This window comes from Escherichia sp. WS1451 (genome assembly GCF_046487365.1).
GTDB lineage: Bacteria > Pseudomonadota > Gammaproteobacteria > Enterobacterales > Enterobacteriaceae > Escherichia > Escherichia coli.
The window spans coordinates 80,728-103,737 of the sequence record NZ_JBJQJP010000004.1 but is presented as its reverse complement, the minus strand read 5'-3'; the positions used below and the strand labels follow the sequence as shown (position 1 = coordinate 103,737).

General features: G+C 50.6%; 23 protein-coding genes. 5 read left to right on the top strand and 18 right to left on the bottom strand.

The features are described 5' to 3' along the window. Positions 1–60: 60 nt before the first annotated feature. Both pta and yfcC read left to right on the top strand, forming a co-directional pair. On the top strand, positions 61–2,205 hold the full coding sequence (pta, locus tag ACJHX7_RS07555) for a phosphate acetyltransferase (protein WP_000086732.1): 2,145 nt from the start codon (positions 61–63) through the stop codon (positions 2,203–2,205). Positions 2,206–2,394: 189 nt separating this feature from the next. Beyond that, positions 2,395–3,915, top strand: coding sequence for a putative basic amino acid antiporter YfcC (gene yfcC, locus ACJHX7_RS07550; protein WP_001274493.1), 1,521 nt, complete (start codon positions 2,395–2,397; stop codon positions 3,913–3,915). A 32-nt stretch (positions 3,916–3,947) separates the two neighbouring features. Here the strand turns inward: yfcC and yfcD are convergent, their stop codons facing one another. From yfcD to yfcF, 3 genes are read right to left on the bottom strand one after another with little or no spacing between them, the layout of a single operon-like run. Then, entirely contained in the window at positions 3,948–4,490 is a 543-nt protein-coding gene (yfcD, locus tag ACJHX7_RS07545; protein ID WP_000437935.1) for an NUDIX hydrolase YfcD, read from the bottom strand. Positions 4,491–4,547: 57 nt separating this feature from the next. Then, positions 4,548–5,099, bottom strand: a complete 552-nt coding sequence (gene yfcE, locus ACJHX7_RS07540; protein WP_122992230.1) for a phosphodiesterase — start codon at positions 5,097–5,099, stop codon at positions 4,548–4,550. A gap of 55 nt (positions 5,100–5,154) precedes the next feature. Next, positions 5,155–5,799: a glutathione transferase gene (gene yfcF / locus ACJHX7_RS07535; protein WP_000042410.1), complete on the bottom strand. Its 645-nt coding sequence runs from the start codon at positions 5,797–5,799 to the stop codon at positions 5,155–5,157. 135 nt (positions 5,800–5,934) lie between these two features. On the opposite strand from yfcF, the gene yfcG reads away from it, so the two are divergent. The 3 genes from yfcG to ACJHX7_RS07520 are packed head-to-tail and all read left to right on the top strand — an operon-like array spanning position 5,935 to position 7,915. Next, the gene (gene yfcG / locus ACJHX7_RS07530; RefSeq protein WP_000566499.1) at positions 5,935–6,582 is read left to right on the top strand and encodes a GSH-dependent disulfide bond oxidoreductase; all 648 of its coding nucleotides are present in this window, start codon (positions 5,935–5,937) and stop codon (positions 6,580–6,582) included. Positions 6,583–6,638: 56 nt separating this feature from the next. After that, the gene (gene folX, locus ACJHX7_RS07525) at positions 6,639–7,001 is read left to right on the top strand and encodes a dihydroneopterin triphosphate 2'-epimerase (protein ID WP_000068457.1); all 363 of its coding nucleotides are present in this window, start codon (positions 6,639–6,641) and stop codon (positions 6,999–7,001) included. Between the two features lie 20 nt (positions 7,002–7,021). Then, entirely contained in the window at positions 7,022–7,915 is an 894-nt protein-coding gene (locus tag ACJHX7_RS07520) for a TIGR01777 family oxidoreductase (RefSeq protein WP_094029679.1), read from the top strand. Between the two features lie 60 nt (positions 7,916–7,975). Here the strand turns inward: ACJHX7_RS07520 and nhaC are convergent, their stop codons facing one another. The 15 genes from nhaC to ACJHX7_RS07445 all read right to left on the bottom strand — a co-directional run bounded on the left by nhaC (position 7,976) and on the right by ACJHX7_RS07445 (position 23,005). After that, positions 7,976–9,415, bottom strand: a complete 1,440-nt coding sequence (gene nhaC / locus ACJHX7_RS07515) for a Na+/H+ antiporter NhaC (RefSeq protein ID WP_000154656.1) — start codon at positions 9,413–9,415, stop codon at positions 7,976–7,978. After that, positions 9,412–10,629 carry a trans-sulfuration enzyme family protein gene (locus ACJHX7_RS07510; protein WP_001089884.1) on the bottom strand — a complete coding sequence of 406 codons (1,218 nt, stop codon included), beginning with the start codon at positions 10,627–10,629 and terminating at the stop codon, positions 9,412–9,414. The genes nhaC and ACJHX7_RS07510 overlap by 4 nt, the downstream gene beginning before the upstream one ends. 306 nt (positions 10,630–10,935) lie before the next feature. After that, positions 10,936–11,826, bottom strand: coding sequence for a recombination-promoting nuclease RpnB (gene rpnB, locus ACJHX7_RS07505; RefSeq protein ID WP_094029678.1), 891 nt, complete (start codon positions 11,824–11,826; stop codon positions 10,936–10,938). Between the two features lie 196 nt (positions 11,827–12,022). Continuing rightward, positions 12,023–12,796, bottom strand: a complete 774-nt coding sequence (gene hisP / locus ACJHX7_RS07500; protein WP_001293612.1) for a histidine ABC transporter ATP-binding protein HisP — start codon at positions 12,794–12,796, stop codon at positions 12,023–12,025. A 7-nt stretch (positions 12,797–12,803) separates the two neighbouring features. After that, a complete protein-coding gene (locus ACJHX7_RS07495; protein WP_000569958.1) occupies positions 12,804–13,520 on the bottom strand; it encodes an ABC transporter permease in 717 nt (238 codons plus the stop codon). Continuing rightward, positions 13,517–14,203, bottom strand: coding sequence for a histidine ABC transporter permease HisQ (gene hisQ, locus ACJHX7_RS07490; protein WP_000965518.1), 687 nt, complete (start codon positions 14,201–14,203; stop codon positions 13,517–13,519). Before hisQ ends, ACJHX7_RS07495 begins: the two co-directional genes overlap by 4 nt. Positions 14,204–14,292: 89 nt before the next feature. Further along, a complete protein-coding gene (gene hisJ / locus ACJHX7_RS07485; protein ID WP_000737621.1) occupies positions 14,293–15,075 on the bottom strand; it encodes a histidine ABC transporter substrate-binding protein HisJ in 783 nt (260 codons plus the stop codon). A gap of 220 nt (positions 15,076–15,295) precedes the next feature. Then, positions 15,296–16,078 (bottom strand): lysine/arginine/ornithine ABC transporter substrate-binding protein ArgT, encoded by a 783-nt coding sequence (argT, locus tag ACJHX7_RS07480; protein WP_000748252.1) that lies wholly within the window; start codon positions 16,076–16,078, stop codon positions 15,296–15,298. A gap of 265 nt (positions 16,079–16,343) precedes the next feature. Beyond that, on the bottom strand, positions 16,344–16,913 hold the full coding sequence (gene ubiX, locus ACJHX7_RS07475; protein WP_000825700.1) for a flavin prenyltransferase UbiX: 570 nt from the start codon (positions 16,911–16,913) through the stop codon (positions 16,344–16,346). Between the two features lie 94 nt (positions 16,914–17,007). Then, entirely contained in the window at positions 17,008–18,525 is a 1,518-nt protein-coding gene (gene purF, locus ACJHX7_RS07470) for an amidophosphoribosyltransferase (RefSeq protein ID WP_000334226.1), read from the bottom strand. A gap of 36 nt (positions 18,526–18,561) precedes the next feature. Continuing rightward, complete coding sequence (gene cvpA / locus ACJHX7_RS07465) at positions 18,562–19,050, bottom strand: colicin V production protein (protein WP_000262113.1); 489 nt, start codon at positions 19,048–19,050, stop codon at positions 18,562–18,564. Between the two features lie 235 nt (positions 19,051–19,285). Further along, positions 19,286–19,948, bottom strand: coding sequence for a cell division protein DedD (gene dedD, locus ACJHX7_RS07460; protein ID WP_000146992.1), 663 nt, complete (start codon positions 19,946–19,948; stop codon positions 19,286–19,288). Continuing rightward, positions 19,938–21,206, bottom strand: coding sequence for a bifunctional tetrahydrofolate synthase/dihydrofolate synthase (folC, locus tag ACJHX7_RS07455; RefSeq protein ID WP_094029677.1), 1,269 nt, complete (start codon positions 21,204–21,206; stop codon positions 19,938–19,940). Before folC ends, dedD begins: the two co-directional genes overlap by 11 nt. A 69-nt stretch (positions 21,207–21,275) precedes the next feature. After that, a complete protein-coding gene (gene accD / locus ACJHX7_RS07450) occupies positions 21,276–22,190 on the bottom strand; it encodes an acetyl-CoA carboxylase, carboxyltransferase subunit beta (protein ID WP_000118404.1) in 915 nt (304 codons plus the stop codon). A 155-nt stretch (positions 22,191–22,345) separates the two neighbouring features. Next, a complete protein-coding gene (locus ACJHX7_RS07445) occupies positions 22,346–23,005 on the bottom strand; it encodes a DedA family protein (RefSeq protein ID WP_000364327.1) in 660 nt (219 codons plus the stop codon). Between the last annotated feature and the right edge of the window lie 5 nt (positions 23,006–23,010).

Here is a 23,010-nt window from a genome sequence, read left to right as displayed (position 1 = left end):
CTCAGCTGGCGGTGCTGTTTTGTAACCCGCCAAATCGGCGGTAACGAAAGAGGATAAACCGTGTCCCGTATTATTATGCTGATCCCTACCGGAACCAGCGTCGGTCTGACCAGCGTCAGCCTTGGCGTGATCCGTGCAATGGAACGCAAAGGCGTTCGTCTGAGCGTTTTCAAACCTATCGCTCAGCCGCGTACCGGTGGCGATGCGCCCGATCAGACTACGACTATCGTGCGTGCGAACTCTTCCACCACGACGGCCGCTGAACCGCTGAAAATGAGCTACGTTGAAGGTCTGCTTTCCAGCAATCAGAAAGATGTGCTGATGGAAGAGATCGTCGCGAACTACCACGCTAACACCAAAGACGCTGAAGTCGTTCTGGTTGAAGGTCTGGTCCCGACACGTAAACACCAGTTTGCCCAGTCTCTGAACTACGAAATCGCTAAAACGCTGAATGCGGAAATCGTCTTCGTTATGTCTCAGGGCACTGATACTCCGGAACAGTTGAAAGAGCGTATCGAACTGACTCGCAACAGCTTCGGCGGTGCAAAAAACACCAATATTACCGGCGTTATCGTTAACAAACTGAACGCTCCGGTTGATGAGCAGGGTCGTACCCGTCCGGATCTGTCCGAGATTTTTGACGACTCCACCAAAGCAAAAGTGAACAACGTTGATCCGGCGAAGCTGCAAGAATCCAGCCCGCTGCCGGTTCTCGGCGCTGTGCCGTGGAGCTTTGACCTGATCGCGACTCGTGCGATCGATATGGCTCGCCACCTGAATGCGACCATCATCAACGAAGGCGACATCAATACTCGCCGCGTTAAATCCGTCACTTTCTGCGCACGCAGCATTCCGCACATGCTGGAGCACTTCCGTGCCGGTTCTCTGCTGGTGACTTCCGCAGACCGCCCTGACGTGCTGGTTGCCGCTTGCCTGGCTGCCATGAACGGCGTAGAAATCGGTGCCCTGCTGCTGACTGGCGGCTACGAAATGGACGCGCGCATTTCTAAACTGTGCGAACGTGCTTTCGCTACTGGCCTGCCGGTATTTATGGTGAACACCAACACCTGGCAGACCTCTCTGAGCCTGCAGAGCTTCAACCTGGAAGTTCCGGTTGACGATCATGAGCGTATCGAGAAAGTTCAGGAATACGTGGCTAACTACATCAACGCTGACTGGATCGATTCTCTGACTGCCACTTCTGAGCGCAGCCGTCGTCTGTCTCCGCCAGCGTTCCGTTATCAGCTGACTGAACTTGCGCGCAAAGCGGGCAAACGTATCGTTCTGCCGGAAGGTGACGAACCGCGTACCGTTAAAGCAGCCGCTATCTGTGCTGAACGTGGTATCGCAACTTGCGTACTGCTGGGTAATCCGGCAGAGATCAACCGTGTTGCAGCCTCTCAGGGTGTAGAACTGGGTGCAGGCATTGAAATCGTTGATCCAGAAGTGGTTCGCGAAAACTATGTTGGTCGTCTGGTCGAACTGCGTAAGAACAAAGGCATGACCGAAACCGTTGCCCGCGAACAGCTGGAAGACAACGTGGTTCTCGGTACGCTGATGCTGGAACAAGATGAAGTTGATGGTCTGGTTTCCGGTGCTGTTCACACCACCGCAAACACCATCCGTCCGCCGCTGCAGCTGATCAAAACTGCACCGGGCAGCTCCCTGGTATCTTCCGTGTTCTTCATGCTGTTGCCGGAACAGGTTTACGTTTACGGTGACTGTGCGATCAACCCGGATCCGACTGCAGAACAGCTGGCAGAAATCGCGATTCAGTCCGCTGATTCCGCTGCGGCCTTCGGTATCGAACCGCGCGTTGCTATGCTCTCCTACTCCACCGGTACTTCTGGTGCTGGTAGCGACGTAGAAAAAGTTCGCGAAGCAACTCGTCTGGCGCAGGAAAAACGTCCTGATCTGATGATCGACGGTCCGCTGCAGTACGACGCTGCGGTAATGGCTGACGTTGCGAAATCCAAAGCACCGAACTCTCCGGTTGCAGGTCGCGCTACCGTGTTCATCTTCCCGGATCTGAACACCGGTAACACCACCTACAAAGCGGTACAGCGTTCTGCTGACCTGATCTCTATCGGACCGATGCTGCAGGGTATGCGCAAGCCGGTTAACGACCTGTCCCGTGGCGCACTGGTTGATGATATCGTCTACACCATCGCGCTGACTGCGATTCAGTCTGCACAGCAGCAGTAATCTTGTCATCATCCGCAGCTTTACGCTGCGGATATCGGAACCGGAAATAGTCTCTATTTCCGGTTTTTTATTCTCTTAATTTGCATTAATCCTTTCTGATTATCTTGCTTAACTGCGCTGCATCAATGAATTGCGCCATCTCACTTTGCATACTTACCACTTTGTTTTGTGCAAGGGAATATTTGCGCTATGTCCGCAATCACTGAATCTAAACCAACAAGAAGATGGGCAATGCCCGATACGTTGGTGATTATCTTTTTTGTTGCCATTTTAACCAGCCTTGCCACCTGGGTAGTTCCGGTGGGCATGTTTGACAGTCAGGAAGTGCAGTATCAGGTTGATGGTCAAACAAAAACACGCAAAGTCGTAGATCCACACTCATTTCGCATTCTGACTAACGAAGCAGGCGAACCTGAGTATCACCGCGTACAGCTGTTCACGACGGGCGATGAACGCCCGGGTCTGATGAACTTCCCGTTTGAAGGGTTAACCTCAGGATCGAAATACGGGACAGCCGTTGGCATCATCATGTTTATGCTGGTGATTGGCGGCGCGTTTGGCATTGTGATGCGTACAGGAACCATTGATAACGGTATCCTGGCGCTTATTCGCCATACCCGCGGGAATGAAATTCTCTTTATTCCTGCGCTGTTTATTCTGTTTTCACTTGGCGGCGCGGTATTTGGTATGGGAGAAGAGGCCGTCGCCTTTGCCATTATCATCGCACCGCTAATGGTCCGGCTGGGCTATGACAGTATTACCACCGTCCTGGTGACTTATATTGCCACGCAAATCGGTTTTGCCAGTTCGTGGATGAACCCGTTTTGTGTGGTTGTTGCTCAGGGGATTGCTGGCGTTCCGGTGCTTTCTGGCTCCGGGTTGCGCATCGTGGTGTGGGTTATCGCCACTCTGATTGGCCTGATCTTTACCATGGTGTACGCCTCACGAGTGAAAAAGAATCCTCTTCTGTCACGCGTGCATGAGTCCGACCGCTTCTTTCGTGAAAAGCAGGCGGATGTTGAACAACGTCCGTTTACCTTTGGTGACTGGCTGGTATTGATTGTCCTGACCGCCGTAATGGTCTGGGTGATTTGGGGCGTGATCGTTAATGCCTGGTTTATTCCAGAAATTGCCAGCCAGTTCTTCACCATGGGTCTGGTGATTGGCATCATCGGCGTCGTTTTCCGCCTTAACGGCATGACGGTTAATACCATGGCTTCATCCTTTACCGAAGGGGCGCGAATGATGATCGCCCCTGCCCTGCTGGTGGGTTTCGCCAAAGGGATTTTGCTGCTGGTTGGTAATGGTGAAGCGGGTGATGCCAGCGTGTTAAATACCATCCTCAACAGCATTGCCAATGCCATTAGCGGTCTGGACAATGCGGTCGCGGCCTGGTTTATGTTGCTCTTCCAGGCAGTATTTAATTTCTTCGTGACGTCCGGTTCTGGTCAGGCGGCGTTAACCATGCCGTTACTGGCACCGCTTGGCGATCTGGTCGGTGTTAACCGTCAGGTTACCGTGCTGGCGTTCCAGTTTGGTGATGGCTTCAGCCACATCATTTACCCGACCTCAGCTTCGTTAATGGCAACGCTCGGTGTTTGCCGGGTGGACTTCCGTAACTGGCTGAAGGTGGGCGCGACACTGCTTGGACTGCTGTTTATTATGTCCAGCGTCGTGGTGATCGGCGCTCAGTTGATGGGCTACCACTAAAAATGTTAAGAGCCGCAATTGCGGCTCTTTTTTCATTCTGCCGTTTCAGTCTCTACGGCTTCATTTTTGGCATTGCGCTTCATCCACAACGCCAGCGCTTTCAGCGAGTCTGGAGTGAACTCATCGCAGCGTGCGGTGATTTCTTCCGGCGTCAGCCAGCAAACTTCACTGACTTCATCTTCCTGTAGGGCGAAGGGACCGTGAGAGACGCAACTGAACAACGCGCCCCAGACACGGCAATTTTTATCTTCGAAATAGAACTGCCCGTGCTCGGCAAAGGGGACACCGGCAATGCCCAACTCTTCTTCCGCTTCGCGACGCGCGGATTCCAGCAGTTGCTCATCGGCCTGGACCACACCGCCTGCGGTCGCATCTAACATGCCGGGTAAAAAGTCTTTTGTCTCGGTACGACGCTGGACCAGAATTTTGCCCATGCCATCATGCACGACGATGTAAGTTGCACGATGACGCAGACACTGTGCCCGCATTTGTTCCCGGCTGGCTTGTGCAATGACTTCGTTCTCTTCATTGACAATATCCACCCATTCAGTACTTGCCAAACGACGCTGTTCCATTATCAGGAAACCTTCTTTTTCTGGCGCTCTTACGGCGCATTTTGAGTTGTGGGTAAATTACGGATTAATCGCGACCTGCGCAATGATACTTTGATCATTGAGTGCGATTACACTAAGTACGTCATTATCCAGCATGCCATAACTCGCCGGATTACCGCCTTTAGGAATACTCACCGAGCCGGGGTTGAAGTGGAAAATCTCCCCCCGCTGTTCTGCCACTGGCAGATGGGTATGACCGTACACCAGCACATCGTTCTGGTTTAAAGCAGGTAGGTTTTCCGGGCCAAAAAGATGACCATGCGTCAAAAACAGACGTTGTTTTTCCAGTAATACCTGTTGCCACGGCGCGGTTATCGGGAAATGCAGCAGCATTTGATCCACTTCGCTGTCGCAGTTGCCGCGCACAGCGATAACCTTATGTGCCACTTCATTAAGCTGTTCAGCGACTTTGGCTGGCGCGTAACCCTCCGGTAAAGCATTACGCGGGCCGTGATTCAACACGTCGCCAAGGATCACCAGCCACTGGGCACCGCTTTGGGCAAACAACTCCAGAACACGTTCCGTCGCCGGTAACGACCCATGAATGTCCGATGCAAACATCAGTTTCATCACTCACTCCTCGTCGAAAAAACGTAAGCTATGATACTGGATTCTTTCGTTGCTATCAGCCAGATTGCTTCGCCGAAAGAGCAATAAAACGCTGGACAGACGCTCGCTGCCACTGGAATGTCGCATAATCCACCAGGCGTTCCGGCACCTCATCGCCATGTAGTACCAGGCGGTTAATCATTAGCGCCAGATCAGTATCAGCAATGCACCATTCACCAAATAAATTCGGCTGACCCAGTACTAACAAATGTTCTGCCATCGCGAACAGTTTCTCTGCACTGGCTTTTCCCTCGGCCGTTAGTGGCGCTTTTTTCGCCCCCGCAAAGACAACATCCGTCGGACGCTCTTCGCGGATGGGCATCAGATCGCTGCGCAACCAGGCCTGAATCTGTCGTGCACGCGCACGATTTTCTAAATCAAGCGGATAAATACGTTCCCAGGTCGGTGGCGCAAATCGATCTTCCAGATACTCCGCAATGGCAGAAGATTCACTCAACTCAAAATCATCGATTTGTAATAACGGCACACGGCGTGTCTGACCGTAACCTTGCCACGTCGGCTGCAAATGTTCACCGCTGTCGAGGTCGATGGTCTTGATATGAAACGACAGGCCTTTTTCCTGCAACGCCACCCAGGCGGATAACACATAAGGGGAGAAACAGTGGGCATCTGACCAAAGCGTGATAGCGGGTTTACTCATTATGTCCTCGGCAATAAAGGGGGCTGGCTATCAAACTATAGAGCCTTTTTGTCACTGTCACGTGACGAATACTCACGTAAGTCGCCGCGCTTTCTATACTTGTGGTGTTCAGATGATTAGACAACCGGAGCTGCAATGATCGATCTCTATTTCGCCCCGACACCAAATGGTCACAAAATTACGCTGTTTCTCGAAGAAGCAGGGCTGGATTATCGCTTGATAAAGGTAGACCTGGGGAAAGGCGGTCAGTTTCGCCCGGAATTTTTGCGCATTTCGCCTAACAACAAAATTCCGGCAATTGTTGATCATTCTCCAGCCGATGGCGGCGAACCGCTAAGCCTCTTTGAATCTGGTGCCATTTTGTTGTATCTGGCTGAGAAAACGGGGCTCTTTTTGAGTCATGAAACGCGTGAACGCGCCGCCACATTACAGTGGTTATTCTGGCAGGTAGGCGGACTGGGGCCGATGCTTGGGCAAAATCATCATTTTAATCACGCAGCCCCCCAAACCATTCCTTACGCTATTGAACGTTATCAGGTTGAAACTCAGCGTCTGTACCATGTACTGAACAAGCGGCTGGAAAACTCGCCCTGGCTGGGTGGCGAGAACTACAGCATTGCGGATATTGCCTGCTGGCCGTGGGTTAATGCCTGGACTCGCCAGCGAATTGACCTCGCAATGTATCCGGCAGTCAAGAACTGGCATGAGCGGATCCGTTCGCGCCCTGCCACCGGGCAGGCACTGCTAAAAGCACAACTCGGTGATGAGCGTTCGGATAGTTAACAGAAACAGGTTCTCGTGTATTATTTCATCCTAAGTAAAACAACGGAGAACCTGCAATGGCACAACCTGCCGCTATTATTCGTATAAAGAACCTTCGTTTACGTACGTTTATCGGAATTAAGGAAGAAGAAATTAACAACCGTCAGGATATTGTTATCAATGTGACGATCCACTACCCCGCCGATAAAGCGCGCACTAGCGAAGATATCAACGATGCGCTGAATTATCGCACCGTAACGAAAAACATTATTCAGCATGTAGAGAATAACCGTTTCTCTTTGCTGGAAAAATTAACTCAGGATGTGCTCGATATCGCACGTGAACATCACTGGGTGACGTATGCTGAAGTGGAGATCGATAAACTGCACGCGCTGCGCTACGCCGATTCGGTATCCATGACCTTAAGCTGGCAGCGTTAACCGCCATATCGGGAGGCTGCATGAAGATAGTGATCACCGGAGGGACGGGATTAATTGGTCGCCATTTGATTCCGCGTTTGCTGGATCTGGGCCATCAAATCACGGTAGTGACGCGTAACCCGCAGAAAGCCAGTTCCGTTCTCGGCCCCCGGGTGACACTATGGCAAGGGCTTGCCGATCAGAGTAACCTCAACGGCGTTGATGCGGTAATCAACCTGGCCGGAGAACCGATTGCTGATAAACGCTGGACTCACGAGCAAAAAGAGCGTCTCTGCCAAAGCCGCTGGAATATCACGCAAAAACTGGTCGATTTGATTAATGCCAGCGACACGCCGCCGTCGGTACTCATTTCCGGCTCGGCAACGGGCTATTATGGCGACTTAGGTGAAGTGGTGGTTACCGAAGAGGAACCGCCGCATAACGAATTTATCCATAAACTCTGCGCCCGCTGGGAAGAAATTGCCTGTCGGGCACAAAGTGACAAAACGCGAGTGTGCCTGCTGCGTACCGGCGTAGTGCTGGCACCTGATGGCGGTATTCTCGGTAAAATGCTGCCGCCGTTTCGTCTTGGCCTGGGCGGGCCGATTGGTTCCGGTCGGCAGTATCTGGCCTGGATTCATATTGATGATATGGTCAATGGCATTCTCTGGCTGCTGGAGAACGAGCTGCGCGGGCCATTTAATATGGTTTCGCCCTACCCGGTACGCAATGAACAATTTGCCCATGCGCTCGGTCATGCGCTGCATCGCCCGGCCATTTTGCGCGTCCCGGCGACCGCCATTCGACTGTTAATGGGCGAATCTTCAGTACTGGTATTAGGTGGACAACGCGCGCTGCCTAAACGGCTGGAAGAAGCGGGTTTTGCGTTTCGCTGGTACGATTTAGAAGAGGCGCTGGAAAACGTAGTCCAGTAATTTTTTACGTTCTTTCATGCCTGGCAATTATTGCCAGGCATGAAAGCGCGTTATTTACCTTTATCTACGAGCTACTTCGGGCGCGGCATAGCGAGTGCCAAAACGGCTCCATTTTGCCAGAAAAGCAAATAAAAGAGCGATCGCAAAGCAACTCAAATTAAAAAACGTCCACGGCAGGTAATCAAGTGTTGCAACACCAAGCGTTTTCGCCATAAACATCCCGGAAATAGTCCAGGGAAAAAGTCCTTCCAGCAAAGTGGCTCCAGACTCCATGGCCCGCGACATATTCACTTTATGCAATTGATGTTCGTCATAGCACGGATCATACATGCTTTTGACCAGAAAAAAGCTAATGACGGCATTTCCAGTACAGGCCACTAATAATGTACTGGAAAACATCGTAGCCAGAACGACGCTGGTTACAGAGCGTAATTTCTTAACCAGACGTTGCAGGACAATATTTAATCCGCCAGATGCCTCAAGTGCTGATGCAAATAAAAATGCACAAAGCATCACCACAATCGGACTGACCATAGAATAGATTCCGCCGCGATTGAGAAGCACCATAAGATTTTTAGCCACCAGCGGATCGCTGGCAATACCATCAAATTGTAGTAACATGGTATCTTTAAAACCATTTACAGCGGATTGAACCATATCCATCCATGCAATCGGCTGAAATATTGCACCAATAAATAAAGCGAGGAACGAAGAGGCAATTAATACTACTGTAGTATCCCATTTTTTTAGCGCACCGAAGAACACCAGTAGTGCGGGAAGCAAACACAGCGGATTTAACCAAAAAAGTCGCTGTAATACATCTCTCATAATGGCAATATTCTCAATTTGCTGATTCATTTCATTCAGGCCGCTTCCGGCCCACCAGAAGCCAAAACATGAGACGAAAAAAGCAGGAATAGAGGTATACATCATATTGCGAATACTTTGCCATAACTCGACGCCCGCAGCCATCGCTGCCATATTGGTGGTATCGGAAAGAGGCGATAATTTATCACCAAAATAGGAACCCGAAATCACCGCCCCGGCGGTAATCGGTAATGAAACGTCCATCGCCGCAGCCACGGCCATCAATGCTACGCCGATAGTACCCGCCGTACCCCATGATGTTCCGGTAAAAAGAGAGATACAAACTGTCACCAGGAAGGCTGTCAAATAGAGATAATGAGGGCTTACCATTTCCAGACCATATAAAACCATTAAAGGAATTGTTCCGGAAACTATCCAGCAGCCAATCAACATCCCGATAGAGAGTAAAATAAGCATTGCCGGAACTGCTTCTTTAATTTTACTCATAAATATATTAACAATATCTCTCCAGCGCGCACCATAATACCTGGCATAAAAAGCAGTAACCAACGTCACTACAATCAACACAAACTCCACGGGGGCATTAAGTATCCCGACGCCAGCCAGGAACAATATAAAAATAATAGCCAGAATGATCATCGCCGAGCTAAAGGATGGCTGATTTATTGTCATGGTTTCGTCCTTAGCGAGTCAAAAGCACGCTCCAGATCGGCAATTAAAAGAGCGGCATTTTCCTGCCCAAGCGAGAGACGAATTAATCCGCGCGGGATCTCCGCATCATCCAGTGCAGACTGATTATAACCACGGTTAGGTGAGATAATCAGGCTTTCATAGCCGCCCCAGCTACAGCCCGGTTTGAAAATACGGCAGGCATCGATAAAGCATTTCACTTCCTCAAAGCCGGCTCCTTTTAATTCGAAACTAAACAGTCCTGAAAAGCCACACATCTGGCGACGAATTATCTCTTTTTCCTTATCTGTAGCGCAGAGAGGATGACGTATATTTTCCACCTCATCACGAGTAGCTAACCATTCAATAACGTTAATCGCGTTATGCTGATGCGTTGCCATTCTGATCGGGAGTGTTCGTATACCACGTAACAGTAACCAGGCGCTAAACGGCGAAAGCACGGCACCTAATAGCTGATGCGAGAAATCACGAATGATGCTCATCAATTCACGGCGGGTGATTACCACACCAGCTAACACATCACTGTGCCCGGCGAGATATTTTGTGCAGGAATGAATGACAATATCAAATCCCAGACTTAACGGTTTTTGAAATAGCGGTGTCGGCCAGGTGTTATCAATTGCGGTGATAATCCCATAACGGGTCGCCAGTTGAGCTATCGCCTGTAAATCAACAATCTGCATTGTCATGGTGCCGGGTGACTCAGCGTATATCATTCGGGTATTCAGTTTGATTTTTTGTTCAATAATATTGATATCGCCGTTGGAGATAATGTCATATTCAATATGGTATTTTTTTGCCAGGTTTTTAACTAATTCGATAGCCGGACCATAGATTTGATTAACTAATAAAATATGGTCACCGCTGTTTAACAAACCGACCATCACTGCGCTGATTGCCCCCATGCCTGATGCAAAGCACCGCGCCTCTTCACCCCCCTCCAGCAAAGCAAGTTTGGTTTCAACCATACTTACGGTTGGATTTAAGCCGCGACTGTATATGTAACGCTGGGCTTCGTGACGCATATCATCACAATACTGCTGGTAATTCTTCTGCACAAAAAGACTGGTTTGAATAATCGGCGGCGCAACGGCACCGAAATACTCATCATGATTTTCATTTATACCGGAACAGGCAAGGTAATCGGATTCGGCAATATTTCCATCATTGAGTAACATGTTCTGATAACTGTTCATTTTATTTCCCTTATGTTTTTGTACAGAGAAATAGTAATATTATCATCTGGAAAAACCTTTGCACTTTTGCCAGTAACGGACTTGCCGTGGCAGACAATTAAAGAACAGATTGTAGGAACTCACATTTAAATCATATGGATTATGAATAATTTATTTATAAAGAAAAACATATATAAGCGACAAGTTAAAATACATTGAAGAAAGGGATAAATAAATGTGAGGAATATAGTTACGTTTACTACATGACTGTCTCTTGCGGTCATGACTGCAAGAGACAGATTTAATTAGAATAAAGTTCCACAGACGTCACTGCTTCTGGTTCAGAAGCTCCTCTGGCGAAAGTCGGGTCACCATCAGAACTAATTCTCTGTCTAAACCTCTCTCCAGCATTTCCTGAGCAATGCGCAGGGCTTCTTCGCGTTTGCCCTGCATTGCGCCTTCTTCACGTAATCTGTCAGCAATGGTCATCAGTTTCTCCTTTTCTTGTGGTGCGCGTTCCGCTATCTCACCAATAAATGCACGGAAACGCTGGGCATCCCCCGTTTGTAATACATAATTAAACAGGGCTTTTAGCTGTCTGTCATTAGTGTTCCCTGTAACTAGCAGCGAAACAATTTGGTCGACTAATCCCAACAGATCGCGCTGACGAATATGTTTCTGAATTAACTCCAACAGCGCCATTTTGCGATGTTGCATAATCTCGTCATCTGGCACCACGGTAATATCCACCAGCGGAAAAGCTGATGAATATATTTTGCGGGCTATAGCAGGCTCGGCAAATTCATCAAGCCAGCAGAGTGAATAAGGATAAGGACTTCTGCAACCATGATAAAACAGCATCGGGATCACCAATGGAAGCTCTTTATAGCCTGCATCAAGATGGTTTTGCATCGCCGCAATGGAATAGCGCATCATGCGAAAAGCCATTAATTCTTCCGGCTTACTTTGGTGCTCTATCACCACATAAATATAACCCGCTCCCTCCTGCGTTTTCACAGACCACAAGAGGTCGGAATAATATTGCCGCAGGTCTTCATCAATAAAACTGTTTGGTTCCAGTTTAAGCGTCGTTAAATCACACAGTTTGCGCAGCGGCGCGGGAAGATGAATATCAATAAAATCCCGCGCGGTGTCTGGATGGCGTAAAAAAGATTTAAATACCGCATCATGCGGCGTGGAAGTTGTCGATATTGTCATGGCGTTCTGTCACCCCTCAAATTTAAGATGACGCGACAATAACCACGATTTACACCCAATGCAGCAGGCAGTTTTTATCTTTGGACAGCGAATTCAGAAGTATTTTTAGCGGGCTGCAACTTTTACATTTCAGCGGAAGCGGACTCGCAAATTTCCCTTGAAAATACTCCGGCAGCGTTAGCTACCGGAGGGGGAATTATTTCAGCGATCCCTTAAGGAACTGTTGCAGACGAGGGCTTTGCGGGTTGCCAAATAACTGCTCCGGCGCGCCTTCTTCCTCTATTTTCCCCTGATGGAGAAAAATGACGTGAGTAGAAACATGGCGAGCAAAGCCCATTTCGTGGGTCACCACCACCATGGTTTTCCCCTCTTCTGCCAGTTGCTGCATAATACGCAACACTTCGCCTACCAGTTCAGGATCGAGCGCCGAGGTAGGTTCATCAAACAGTAAAACTTCCGGTTCCATTGCCAGCGCCCTTGCGATGGAAACACGCTGTTGCTGACCGCCGGAAAGATGCACCGGATATTTCCCCTGCGCACGTTCGTCTATCCCGACTTTCGCCAGATACTTCACCGCCCGCTCGCGCGCTTCCTGCTTGCTCAGGCCCAACACCTGAATCGGCGCTTCCATGACGTTTTCCAGCACCGTCATATGGCTCCAGAGATTGAAGTGCTGGAATACCATCGTCAGGCGTGTGCGCAGTAAGCGCAGCTGATTTTTATCGGCGACTTTGAGTTGACCATCTTTGTCGCGCACCAGATTGATCGTCTGGCCATTGACCACGATCGATCCTTCGCTCGGTTTTTCGAGGAAGTTAATGCAGCGCAGAAAGGTACTTTTCCCCGATCCCGACGATCCGATGATGCTAATTACATCTCCGGCATTCGCTTGCAGTGAAACCCCTTTCAGCACTTCGTGTTCGCCGTAGCGTTTGTGCAAATCGATAACGTTTAATTTATTCTCGGACATCGTATTCTCAGTGCGTTGAAGAAGGTTTCACATGCTGCAACCAGCGTTTTTCCGCTCTGCGAAAGAGGCTGATCAGGACATAAGAGATGATTAAATAGAGCACCGCGGCAATGCCGAAGGCGGTAAAAGGTTGATACGTGGCGGCGTTAATATCGCGGGCTATTTTCAGCAGATCCGGCACAGTGGCCGTAAACGCCAGCGCAGTAGAGTGCAGCATCAGGATCACTTCGTTGCTGTATGCCGGTAACGCAATACGCAGCGCAGAAGGCAAAATAATGCAGCGATACATTTTAAAGGTCGAGAAGCCATAGGCTCTGGCGGCTTCGATTTCCCCATGCGGCACTGAACGGATCGCTCCGGCAAAAATCTCGGTGGTGTAAGCACAGGTGTTAAGCGTCAGCGCCAGCACGGTACAGTTCAGGCCACTGCGAAAAAAGGCGTTAAGGAACTCGGTTCCCTTAACAATCTCCAGCGTGTACATGCCGGAATAGAACACCAGCAACTGAACATACAGCGGCGTACCGCGAAAAATATAGGTAAATAACCAGATTGGAAACTGGATGTATTTATTACTTGAGACGCGACCAATCGCCAGAAACAGCGCCAGAACTCCGCCTATCACTACCGACAAAATCAGCAGCCACAGGGTGATCGCCACGCCAGTAAAGCGATAACCGTCAGTCCACAGCAGTGGTTTCCAGTATTCATGTAAGATTTCGATCACAGGTCAGCCCTCTTCACACCCACGGAGTAGCGGCGCTCAAGGAACAGCAGCACACCATTGGAAACGGTGGTGAAAACAAGATAAATCACGCCACAGACGATAGCGAAATAGAACGGTTCCCAGGTACTTTTGCCTGCCAGCTGCGTGGCTTTGACCACATCTTCCAGGCCGAGTAACGAAACCAGTGCGGTAGATTTGAGGATCACCTGCCAGTTGTTGCCAATGCCTGGCAGGGCGTAACGCATCATCGCCGGAAACATGATCCGCCGAAACACTTGCCCACGAGTAAAACCGAACGCCGTCGCCGCCTCTATATGTCCTTTCGGCACTGCCATAAACGCGCCACGAAACGTTTCGGTAAAGTAAGCTCCGTAGATAAAACCGAGAGTGATAATACCTGCGACCATCGGATCAATATCAATCTGCCCGACGCCCATCGCCTCCGTCACCGTGTTTAGTGCAATCTGCAAACCGTAGAAAATTAGCAGCATCAACACCAAGTCCGGCACGCCTCGAATCAGCGTGGTGTACCCTTCGAAAATCAGCCCCGAAAGCCGATTTTGCGAGAGCTTACCGCCAGCGCCAATTAAACCGATGATTACAGCGAGCACTACAGAGCTGATAGCCAGCTCCAGCGTGACGAGCGCCCCCTGTAAAATAACACCTGAAAACCCATACAACATGCTGCCTGTCCTGTCGTGTGTGGTGAATTACCGCCTCTTGTCTCCCTCCGGTTACCCGAAGGGAGCGGACTTTCTTTCACCGATGGCGATTAACCACCATAAACATCAAAATCGAAGTACTTTTTCGCTAATTTCTCGTAAGTACCGTCAGCGCGCATTTCGGCAAAGGCTTTGTTCAGTGCCTCGCGCAGTTCGTTATCTTCTTTACGCAGGCCCATGCCTGTCCCTACGCCAAACAGTTTTTCATCTTTAACAGACGGGCCACCGAATTTGTAATCTTTGCCGACTGGCTGCTTGAGGAAACCTTCGCTGGCAGCGACCTCATCCTGGAACGCGGCATCAATACGTCCGGCAGTCAGGTCAGAATAAATGTTGTCCTGCCCCTGATACGAGACGATTTCAATGCCTTTTGGTGCCCAGTGTTCGTTACCGAACGTCTCCTGGGTGGTGCCCTGCAATACGCCTACCCGTTTGCCTTTCAGCGATTCGACTGTCGGCTGAATGTCGGAATTTTTCGCCACCACCAGACGAGAATCGGCAGCGTACAGTTTGTCGGTGAAGGCTATTTCTTGCTGACGTTTTTCCGTAATGGAAAGCGATGACATGATGGCGTCAATCTTCTTCGCTTTTAAGGACGGGATTAACGCATCCAGTGGGTTTTCGACAAACGTACATTGCGTATTGATGCGTTTGCACAACTCCTTCGCCAGATCGATATCGAAGCCAACCAGTTCACCTTGTGAATTTTTTGATTCAAATGGCGCATAGGTCGGATCGGTACCGATGCGGATGTTTTGCGGAATCGCAGCAAACGCCGCAGTTGCGCTGGAGAAGGCCAGAACCAGAGAGAGCGATAGCACCAGTTTTTTCATAATGTCCTCAACTGACAGTCTTTTTATAGGGAATATTTACAGGTTTGTTACACTTATCGTGCCATAAAATTGACCATCAAGGCAAAATATCCCGCCCCGTTAGACGTATTATTTTTCATTAAAAATGCTTAAGTATGCATTTCAATGCACCACGATAGTGCAACAAACCTGGCGTGCACCATGATGATCATTCCATCAGGTACAGCTTCCCTGCGACGTATCAGTCACCGTAGACATTAAAGTCGAAATACTTTTTCGCCATCTTGTCGTAGGTGCCGTCCTGACGCAGCTCGTTAAGCGCCTTATTGAAGGCCGCCGTCAGTTCAGCATCATCTTTACGCAGCCCTACACCGGTGCCGTCACCGAAGTATTTTTTGTCTTTCACTGATGGGCCTGCAAAGGCGAAATCTTTACCGGCGGGTTGCTTAAGGAAACCTTCGCTGGCAGCAACCTCATCTTGTAACGCAGCATCCAGGCGTCCTGCAGCCAGATCGGAATAGACCAAATCCTGGTTAGCATAGGCCACCACATCGACCCCCTTACTGCGCCAGTTATCATTGGCATACGCTTCCTGGGTTGATCCCTGCAGCACACCAACATGTTTACCTTTCAGTGAATCCAGCGTTGGCTGAATCGGTGAACCTTTGGCAGCAATCAGACGAGAGTCTGCGGCGTACAGCTTGTCGGAGAAAGCAATCTCCTGCTGACGTTTATCGGTAATGGAGAGCGACGAAATAATGGCGTCGATTTTTTTCGCTTTCAGTGAGGGGATCAGCGCGTCAAAGTCGCTGGCAACCCAGGTACATTTCACCTGCATCCGTTTGCACATCTCGTTACCGAGATCGATATCAAAGCCAACAAAATCACCTTTAGCATCTTTCGACGAGAACGGCGCATAGGTGGTATCGGTTCCGATACGTACCGTCTCCGGTAGCGCCGCATAGCTGGAAGCCGCTGCGGAGAGACCGACTAACAAAGACAGAGCGAGAATCGACTTCTTCATACATAACCCTCAAGTGAAAATGGCTTTTTTATGTTGTGTATTGTGTTGTGTGTTTGCAGGCTCTTTCATGCAGGTCTTATGCCATCTTGACGACAGCAGTAACATTCAACGTTAAATATGTTAATAAGACGTTGCATTATTGTCCTGAAGTTGAAGATAGCAGGTATAGCGGTTGAATCGCAGCGTTTCGATTGAATGGCAGAAACAAAATGTCGAGGATTTGATCGCGGTTGCAAAATTGCCCTGAAACAGGGCAACAGCGGAGTTATGCGCCCTGCCAGCGGGCAAAGAGATCTTCAGGAAGGGTTATTGCAAACTGGTCAAGAACACGATTAACCGTCTGATTTATCACATCATCAAGGGATTGTGGGCGATGATAAAACGCCGGAACGGGAGGCATAATCACCGCACCGATTTCTGCCGCCTGAGTCATTAAACGCAGATGGCCTAAGTGCAGTGGCGTTTCACGCACGCAGAGCACCAACGGGCGACGCTCTTTCAGCACCACATCTGCCGCACGGGTCAGTAAGCCATCAGTATAGCTATGGACAATGCCGGACAGGGTTTTGATTGAACAGGGTAAAATCACCATCCCCAACGTCTGGAAAGAACCGGAAGAAATGCTGGCAGCAATATCGCGCGCATCGTGCGTCACATCGGCTAATGCCTGCACTTCGCGCAGGGAAAAATCCGTTTCGAGGGATAAGGTCTGGCGCGCTGCCTGGCTCATTACCAGATGCGTTTCGATATCTGTGACATCGCGCAGAACCTGTAATAAGCGCACGCCATAAATCGCGCCGCTGGCACCGCTGATGCCTACAATGAGTCGTTTCATAAATAGTTGCCCTGTCAGACTTGCAGGCAGACTTTGCAGGATTTCGGCGGGAGTTGCAAGTCAGGGTGCCAGACCGGCACCCTGAGCGAAGGCATCATCCTTCGTTATGCATTTCGAGATTTTCCACTTCGTTCTGACGTTGCACTGCTTTGGCGTCGTCATTACGTAACGTATCGAGGAAATCGAGGTAGCCCTGATCAACATCTTTGGTGACGTAGACGCCGTTGAACACCGAGCATTCAAACTGCTGGATATCCGGGTTTTCAGCGCGAACGGCTTCGATCAGATCGTTCAGATCCTGGAAAATCAACCCGTCAGCACCGATGATCTGGCGAATTTCATCTACTTCGCGACCGTGAGCGATCAGTTCCGTGGCGCTCGGCATATCAATACCATAAACGTTCGGGAAGCGAATTTCCGGGGCCGCAGAAGCGAGGTACACTTTCTTCGCTCCGGCTTCGCGTGCCATCTCGATAATCTGCTCAGAAGTGGTGCCACGGACAATGGAGTCGTCGACCAGCAGGACGTTTTTATCGCGGAACTCGGCGCGGTTGGCGTTCAGTTTACGGCGCACGGACTTACGACGCAGCTGCTGGCCCGGCATGATAAAGGTGCGGCCAACATAGCGGTTTTTAACGAAGCCCTGGCGGTACGGCTTGCCCAGAATACGCGCAATTTCCAGCGCGATATCACACGAGGTTTCCGGGATCGGGATCACCACGTCGATTTCCAGATCTTCCCATTCGCGGGCAATTTTCTCGCCCAGTTTCGTACCCATATTCACACGCGCGCTGTAAACGGAAATTTTGTCGATGAACGAGTCCGGGCGAGCAAAGTATACATACTCAAACAGGCACGGATTGCTGACCGGATTGTCAGCACATTGACGGGTAAACAACTGCCCTTCTTCAGTGATGTAAATCGCTTCGCCCGGCGCGACGTCACGCAGGAAATCAAAGCCCAGCGTATCGAGCGCTACGCTTTCGGAAGCGACCATATATTCTGTACGGTTCTCGTCAATATCACGTTTTCCCAGTACCAGCGGACGAATCCCGTTAGGATCGCGGAAAGCAACCATACCGTGGCCGATGATCATCGCCACACAGGCATACGCGCCGCGGATTAAGCGGTTTGTAGCAGCGATGGCAGCGAAAATATTGTCGGCTTCCAGCGGGTAGTGGCGGAAGTTGTCCAGTTCGCTGGCAAAGATATTAAGCAGAATTTCCGAGTCGGAAGTGGTGTTGATGTGGCGGCGTTTTTCTTCAAACAGTTTTTTACGCAACTCGTGAGCGTTGGTCAGATTGCCGTTGTGGGCAAGCGTAATGCCATACGGGGAGTTAACGTAAAACGGCTGCGCTTCAGAGGCGCTGGAGCTGCCAGCCGTAGGGTAACGCACATGACCAATGCCCATATTGCCCTGCAAACGCTGCATATGGCGAGCTTCAAATACATCGCTCACCAGCCCGTTCGCTTTACGCAAACGGAAGCAGTTATTGGCATCTATGGTGATGATGCCGGCGGCATCCTGACCGCGATGCTGAAGCACCGTTAAGGCATCATAAATCGACTGGTTAACCGGCATAACACCGGCGATACCGACAATACCGCACATACGTCTTTTTCCTCGTTAAGCCACATCTCAGAGCACTTACGCTCTGGGCAAGAAACTTGACGAGCTTTGCAGATAATCAAAAAACCATCTGATGATAAAACTGAACTGCGGGATCAGCTGTGATTTGCTCCAGTCTTCGCTTTTCGACACCCCGGTAAAGGAGTCGAGAAAGAAGAGAATGGCGGCAACAATCAACACACCGCGCAACGCACCGAAACAGACGCCCAGCACCCGATCGGTGCCTGACAACCCCGTTTTCTCCACCAACTGGCCTATCACGAAGTTCACGATAGCACCAACGATCAAGGTAGCGATAAACAGTACCGCGATGGCAATCCCATTTCGAACCAGTTCGTCTTCAAAGCCCGTAAACCAGACTGACAGGTAAGTGTAGTAATGACTGGCAACAAAGAAAGCACAACCCCATGTCACCAGCGATAACGCTTCACGAACAAAGCCGCGGATCAGGCTAACCAGAGAGGAAAAAGCAATCACCGCGATTATGGCGTAATCAATCCAGACCATATGTGTCCCACGATTTTACGCCCTGTCATCCTGTTCGGGGCGCATTCTAACAGAAAAAGAAAACGTTTGCGTAGGGATTTCCTTCCCACGCATCAATAAAAATGGCGCTGAAAAAATATTCAACGCCATCGACTTTTTATGCCTTTGCGGCATCGTGCAATGCGTGTCGGATGCGGCGTGAACGCCTTATCTGTACCAGATAAGACGCGTTAGTATCGCATCAGGCAAGACCATATTAATTCGGTGTATAACCCATTACCACGCCGCTTAAGCCAGAAAGTTGCTTCAACTCACCCAGCGAACCTTTCAGCTTATCTTTCGAGGCATCCGGCCCAACCAGAATACGGGTAATTTTACCCTGCACTGGCGTGGATGGCGACGTATAAACCCGATAACCGGCACCGCGCAGCTTACCGACAATCTCATTCACTTTATCGGCATTTTTCAGCGCCCCCAGTTGTACAACATAGGCTTTACCCGTTGGCGCTGCTTTTTCTTCCACGACCGGCTTCGGTTCTGGCTTCGGCGCAGGTGGTGCTTCAACCTTCGGTTTCGGCGGCTCCACCGGTTTCGGCTTCGGTGGGGCGACCGGTGCAGGTTCCGGTTCAAACTCGGTGTTATTGGCTGCAATAGTGGCCGGATCGAGCGACGGTGCTGCGGCATCACCTGCCCGCACCTCTTCCGCTGCGCCTTCCGGCGGCTGCGTCGGCAACGCCTGGGTGGCGGCTGGCATCATATCAGGCTCATCGCGATCGCCCGCTTTCGGCACCAGCGGGATAGCCGCGAACTCATCCTGATAATGTTTTTTCTGCCCGTCCAGCAGCCCTGGAAGTACAATCACCCCCAGCGCCACCAGCACGATCGTGCCCACTAACCGATTCTGAAACTTACTTGCCACCGCTTCTCCTCGCGTCAATCACTTCCATGACATGTGCGACCGTGTGGAACGAACCACACACCAGCACGGTATCTTCCGCTTTAGCGTCCGCCATTGCGGCATCCCATGCCTGCGCCACGCTATCAAATGATTTGCCGTTACCCAAATGCTCAAGCAGTTGTTCTGCCGTGGCACCGCGCGGCCCTTCCAGTGGCGCACAATACCAGTCATCAACCACGCTTTTCAACCAGGCCAGAGTTCCGGCAATATCTTTATCATGTAGCATACCGATAACCGCCAGCACGCGCCCGTTTTTCGGTAGCGCTTTCATACGCCCGGTGAGATATTCCGCCGCATGTGGATTATGCGCGACATCAAAAATAACGCGTGGCGACTCGCTCACAATCTGGAAACGTCCCGGCAAAATTGCGCTGGCAATCCCGTCGCGAACGGCATTTTCACTGACCTCCAGCCCGCTGGCACGCAGTGCCGCCAGCGCCGTTGCGGCATTCGGTTGCGGGACAAGCGGCAACGGCAGATTTTCCAGCGTGCCGTGAGCATCGCTAAACGTCCAGTCATGATCGGTGACGGAATAGTTCCACTCAACGCCCCGACGTTGTAACAGTGCACCTTTTTCCTGCGCCACATCAGCAATGGTAGAAGGCATTTCCGGCTCACCGACAATTGCCGGTTTTTCGCTGCGGAAGATGCCTGCTTTCTCGCGACCAATACTTTCGCGATCTGGCCCCAGCCAGTCGGTATGATCCAGCGCAATGCTGGTTACTACCGCGACATCGGCATCGACAATATTGGTTGCGTCCAGACGACCGCCCAGCCCTACTTCCAGAATCACTACGTCAAGTTGTGCCTGCTTGAACAGCCACAACGCCGACAGCGTACCGTATTCGAAATAGGTCAGGGAAATATCACCGCGTGCCGATTCAATCTCCGCAAAAGAGGCGGTGTGGGCCGATTCCGGCAATTCCTGGCCCTGCACACGTACGCGCTCGGTATAACGCACCAGATGCGGCGAACTGTAGACGCCCACTTTGTACCCTGCCGCCATCAGAATCGACTCCAGCGTACGGCAGGTGGTGCCTTTGCCATTCGTGCCCGCAACGGTAAACACAAATGGCGCTGGTTTCAGAACGCCAAGACGCGCCGCGACCTGGCTCACGCGCTCAAGGCCGAGATCGATAGTTTTACTGTGCAGGTTTTCCAGATAAGAAAGCCACGAAGCCAGAGGCGACGCGGCTTGAGGAGTGCGTTTGATAATCATGGTATCCGCTGATTCGTTACGGTGAGAATAGCAAAAGGGCAGAGCCAGTGGCCCTGCCCTTATCAGTTATCAGGCCTCAGGTTCCTGATCTGGTACCGGTGGCACCACTACGCCTTCACGCGGCGCTTCAGGATTCGGCGCTGGCAGATTCATCAACTTCGCCAGAATGCTCGCCAGTTTCAGGCGCATTTCCGGACGACGGACGATCATGTCGATCGCGCCCTTCTCGATCAGGAATTCACTGCGCTGGAATCCCGGCGGCAGTTTTTCGCGAACGGTCTGTTCGATAACACGCGGACCGGCAAAGCCGATTAACGCTTTCGGTTCAGCGATGTTGAGATCGCCCAGCATGGCGAAACTTGCAGAAACACCACCCATGGTCGGGTCGGTCAGCACGGAGATGTACGGCAAGCCGCGCTCCTGCATTTTTGCCAGCGCCGCAGAGGTTTTCGCCATCTGCATCAGCGACATCAGTGCTTCCTGCATACGTGCGCCACCAGAGGCGGAGAAGCAGATCAGTGGGCAGTTATCTTCCAGCGCCTGCTCAACGGCACGCACGAAACGTGCACCTACCACAGACCCCATGGAACCGCCCATAAAGGCGAACTCGAATGCCGCAGCGACAACCGGCATTCCATACAGGGTGCCTTTCATCACCACCAGCGCATCTTTTTCGCCGGTTTCTTTCTGCGCAGATGCCAGACGGTCTTTATACTTCTTGGAGTCACGAAACTTCAGCACATCTTTCGGCTCAAGCTCGCTACCCAGCTCCACAAGGCTTCCTTCATCTAACAGGCTATGCAGGCGATTACGCGCTGTCATACGCATGTGATGGTCACACTTCGGACAGACCTCAAGATTACGTTCCAGCTCAGCGCGGTATAAAACCTGACCGCAGCTATCACACTTAGTCCACACCCCTTCAGGAATGCTCGCCTTGCGGGTGGGAGTAATGTTGCTTTTAATTCGTTCAATCCAGCTCATTAGGGACCTTTCTGTCTGAACCTGGTTCGATGCCAGTTTTATCTTTGGGGACGCATAATGCCATTTTTGCCCCCAACAGACCATGAATGTTGCACATTAAAACATAACAGCCCGAAACTTTGGATAAAAAAGTGGTCGAACCGCGGAGTTACTTTTTATTTTGCGGCGCGTGCCGCAGCGCGTTTGTGGCGAATAAATTCGAAAACACCTGGCAATATTGAAACAAAAATAATGCCAACAATCATCAGTTTAAGGTTGCTCTGAATGAAGGGGAGCGTTCCGAAGAAATAACCCGCGTAGGTAAAAATCAGTACCCATAGCAACGCGCCGATGACGTTAAAAGCGGCGAAATGACGATACGACATGTGGCCCATTCCCGCAACGAACGGCGCGAACGTTCTGACGATCGGCACAAAACGGGCGAGAATAATCGTTTTGCCGCCATGTTTCTCATAAAACTGATGAGTCTTATCAAGATAACTGCGACGAAAGATTTTCGAATCCGGATTACTGAACAGTTTGTCACCAAATAACCGTCCAATGGTGTAGTTCACCGCGTCACCCACAATCGCGGCGATCAGCATCAGCACCACCATCATATGGACGTTGAGATCGTTGGTTTCCAGTGATGCCAACGCACCGGCAACAAACAGCAATGAATCACCCGGTAAAAACGGCGTTACCACCAGACCGGTTTCACAGAACAAAATTAAGAACAAAATGGCATAAACCCAGACGCCATACTCCGCGACCAGTTCTGCCAGATGCACGTCAATGTGCAGGATAAAATCGATGAGGAAATAAATCAGGTCCATATTTG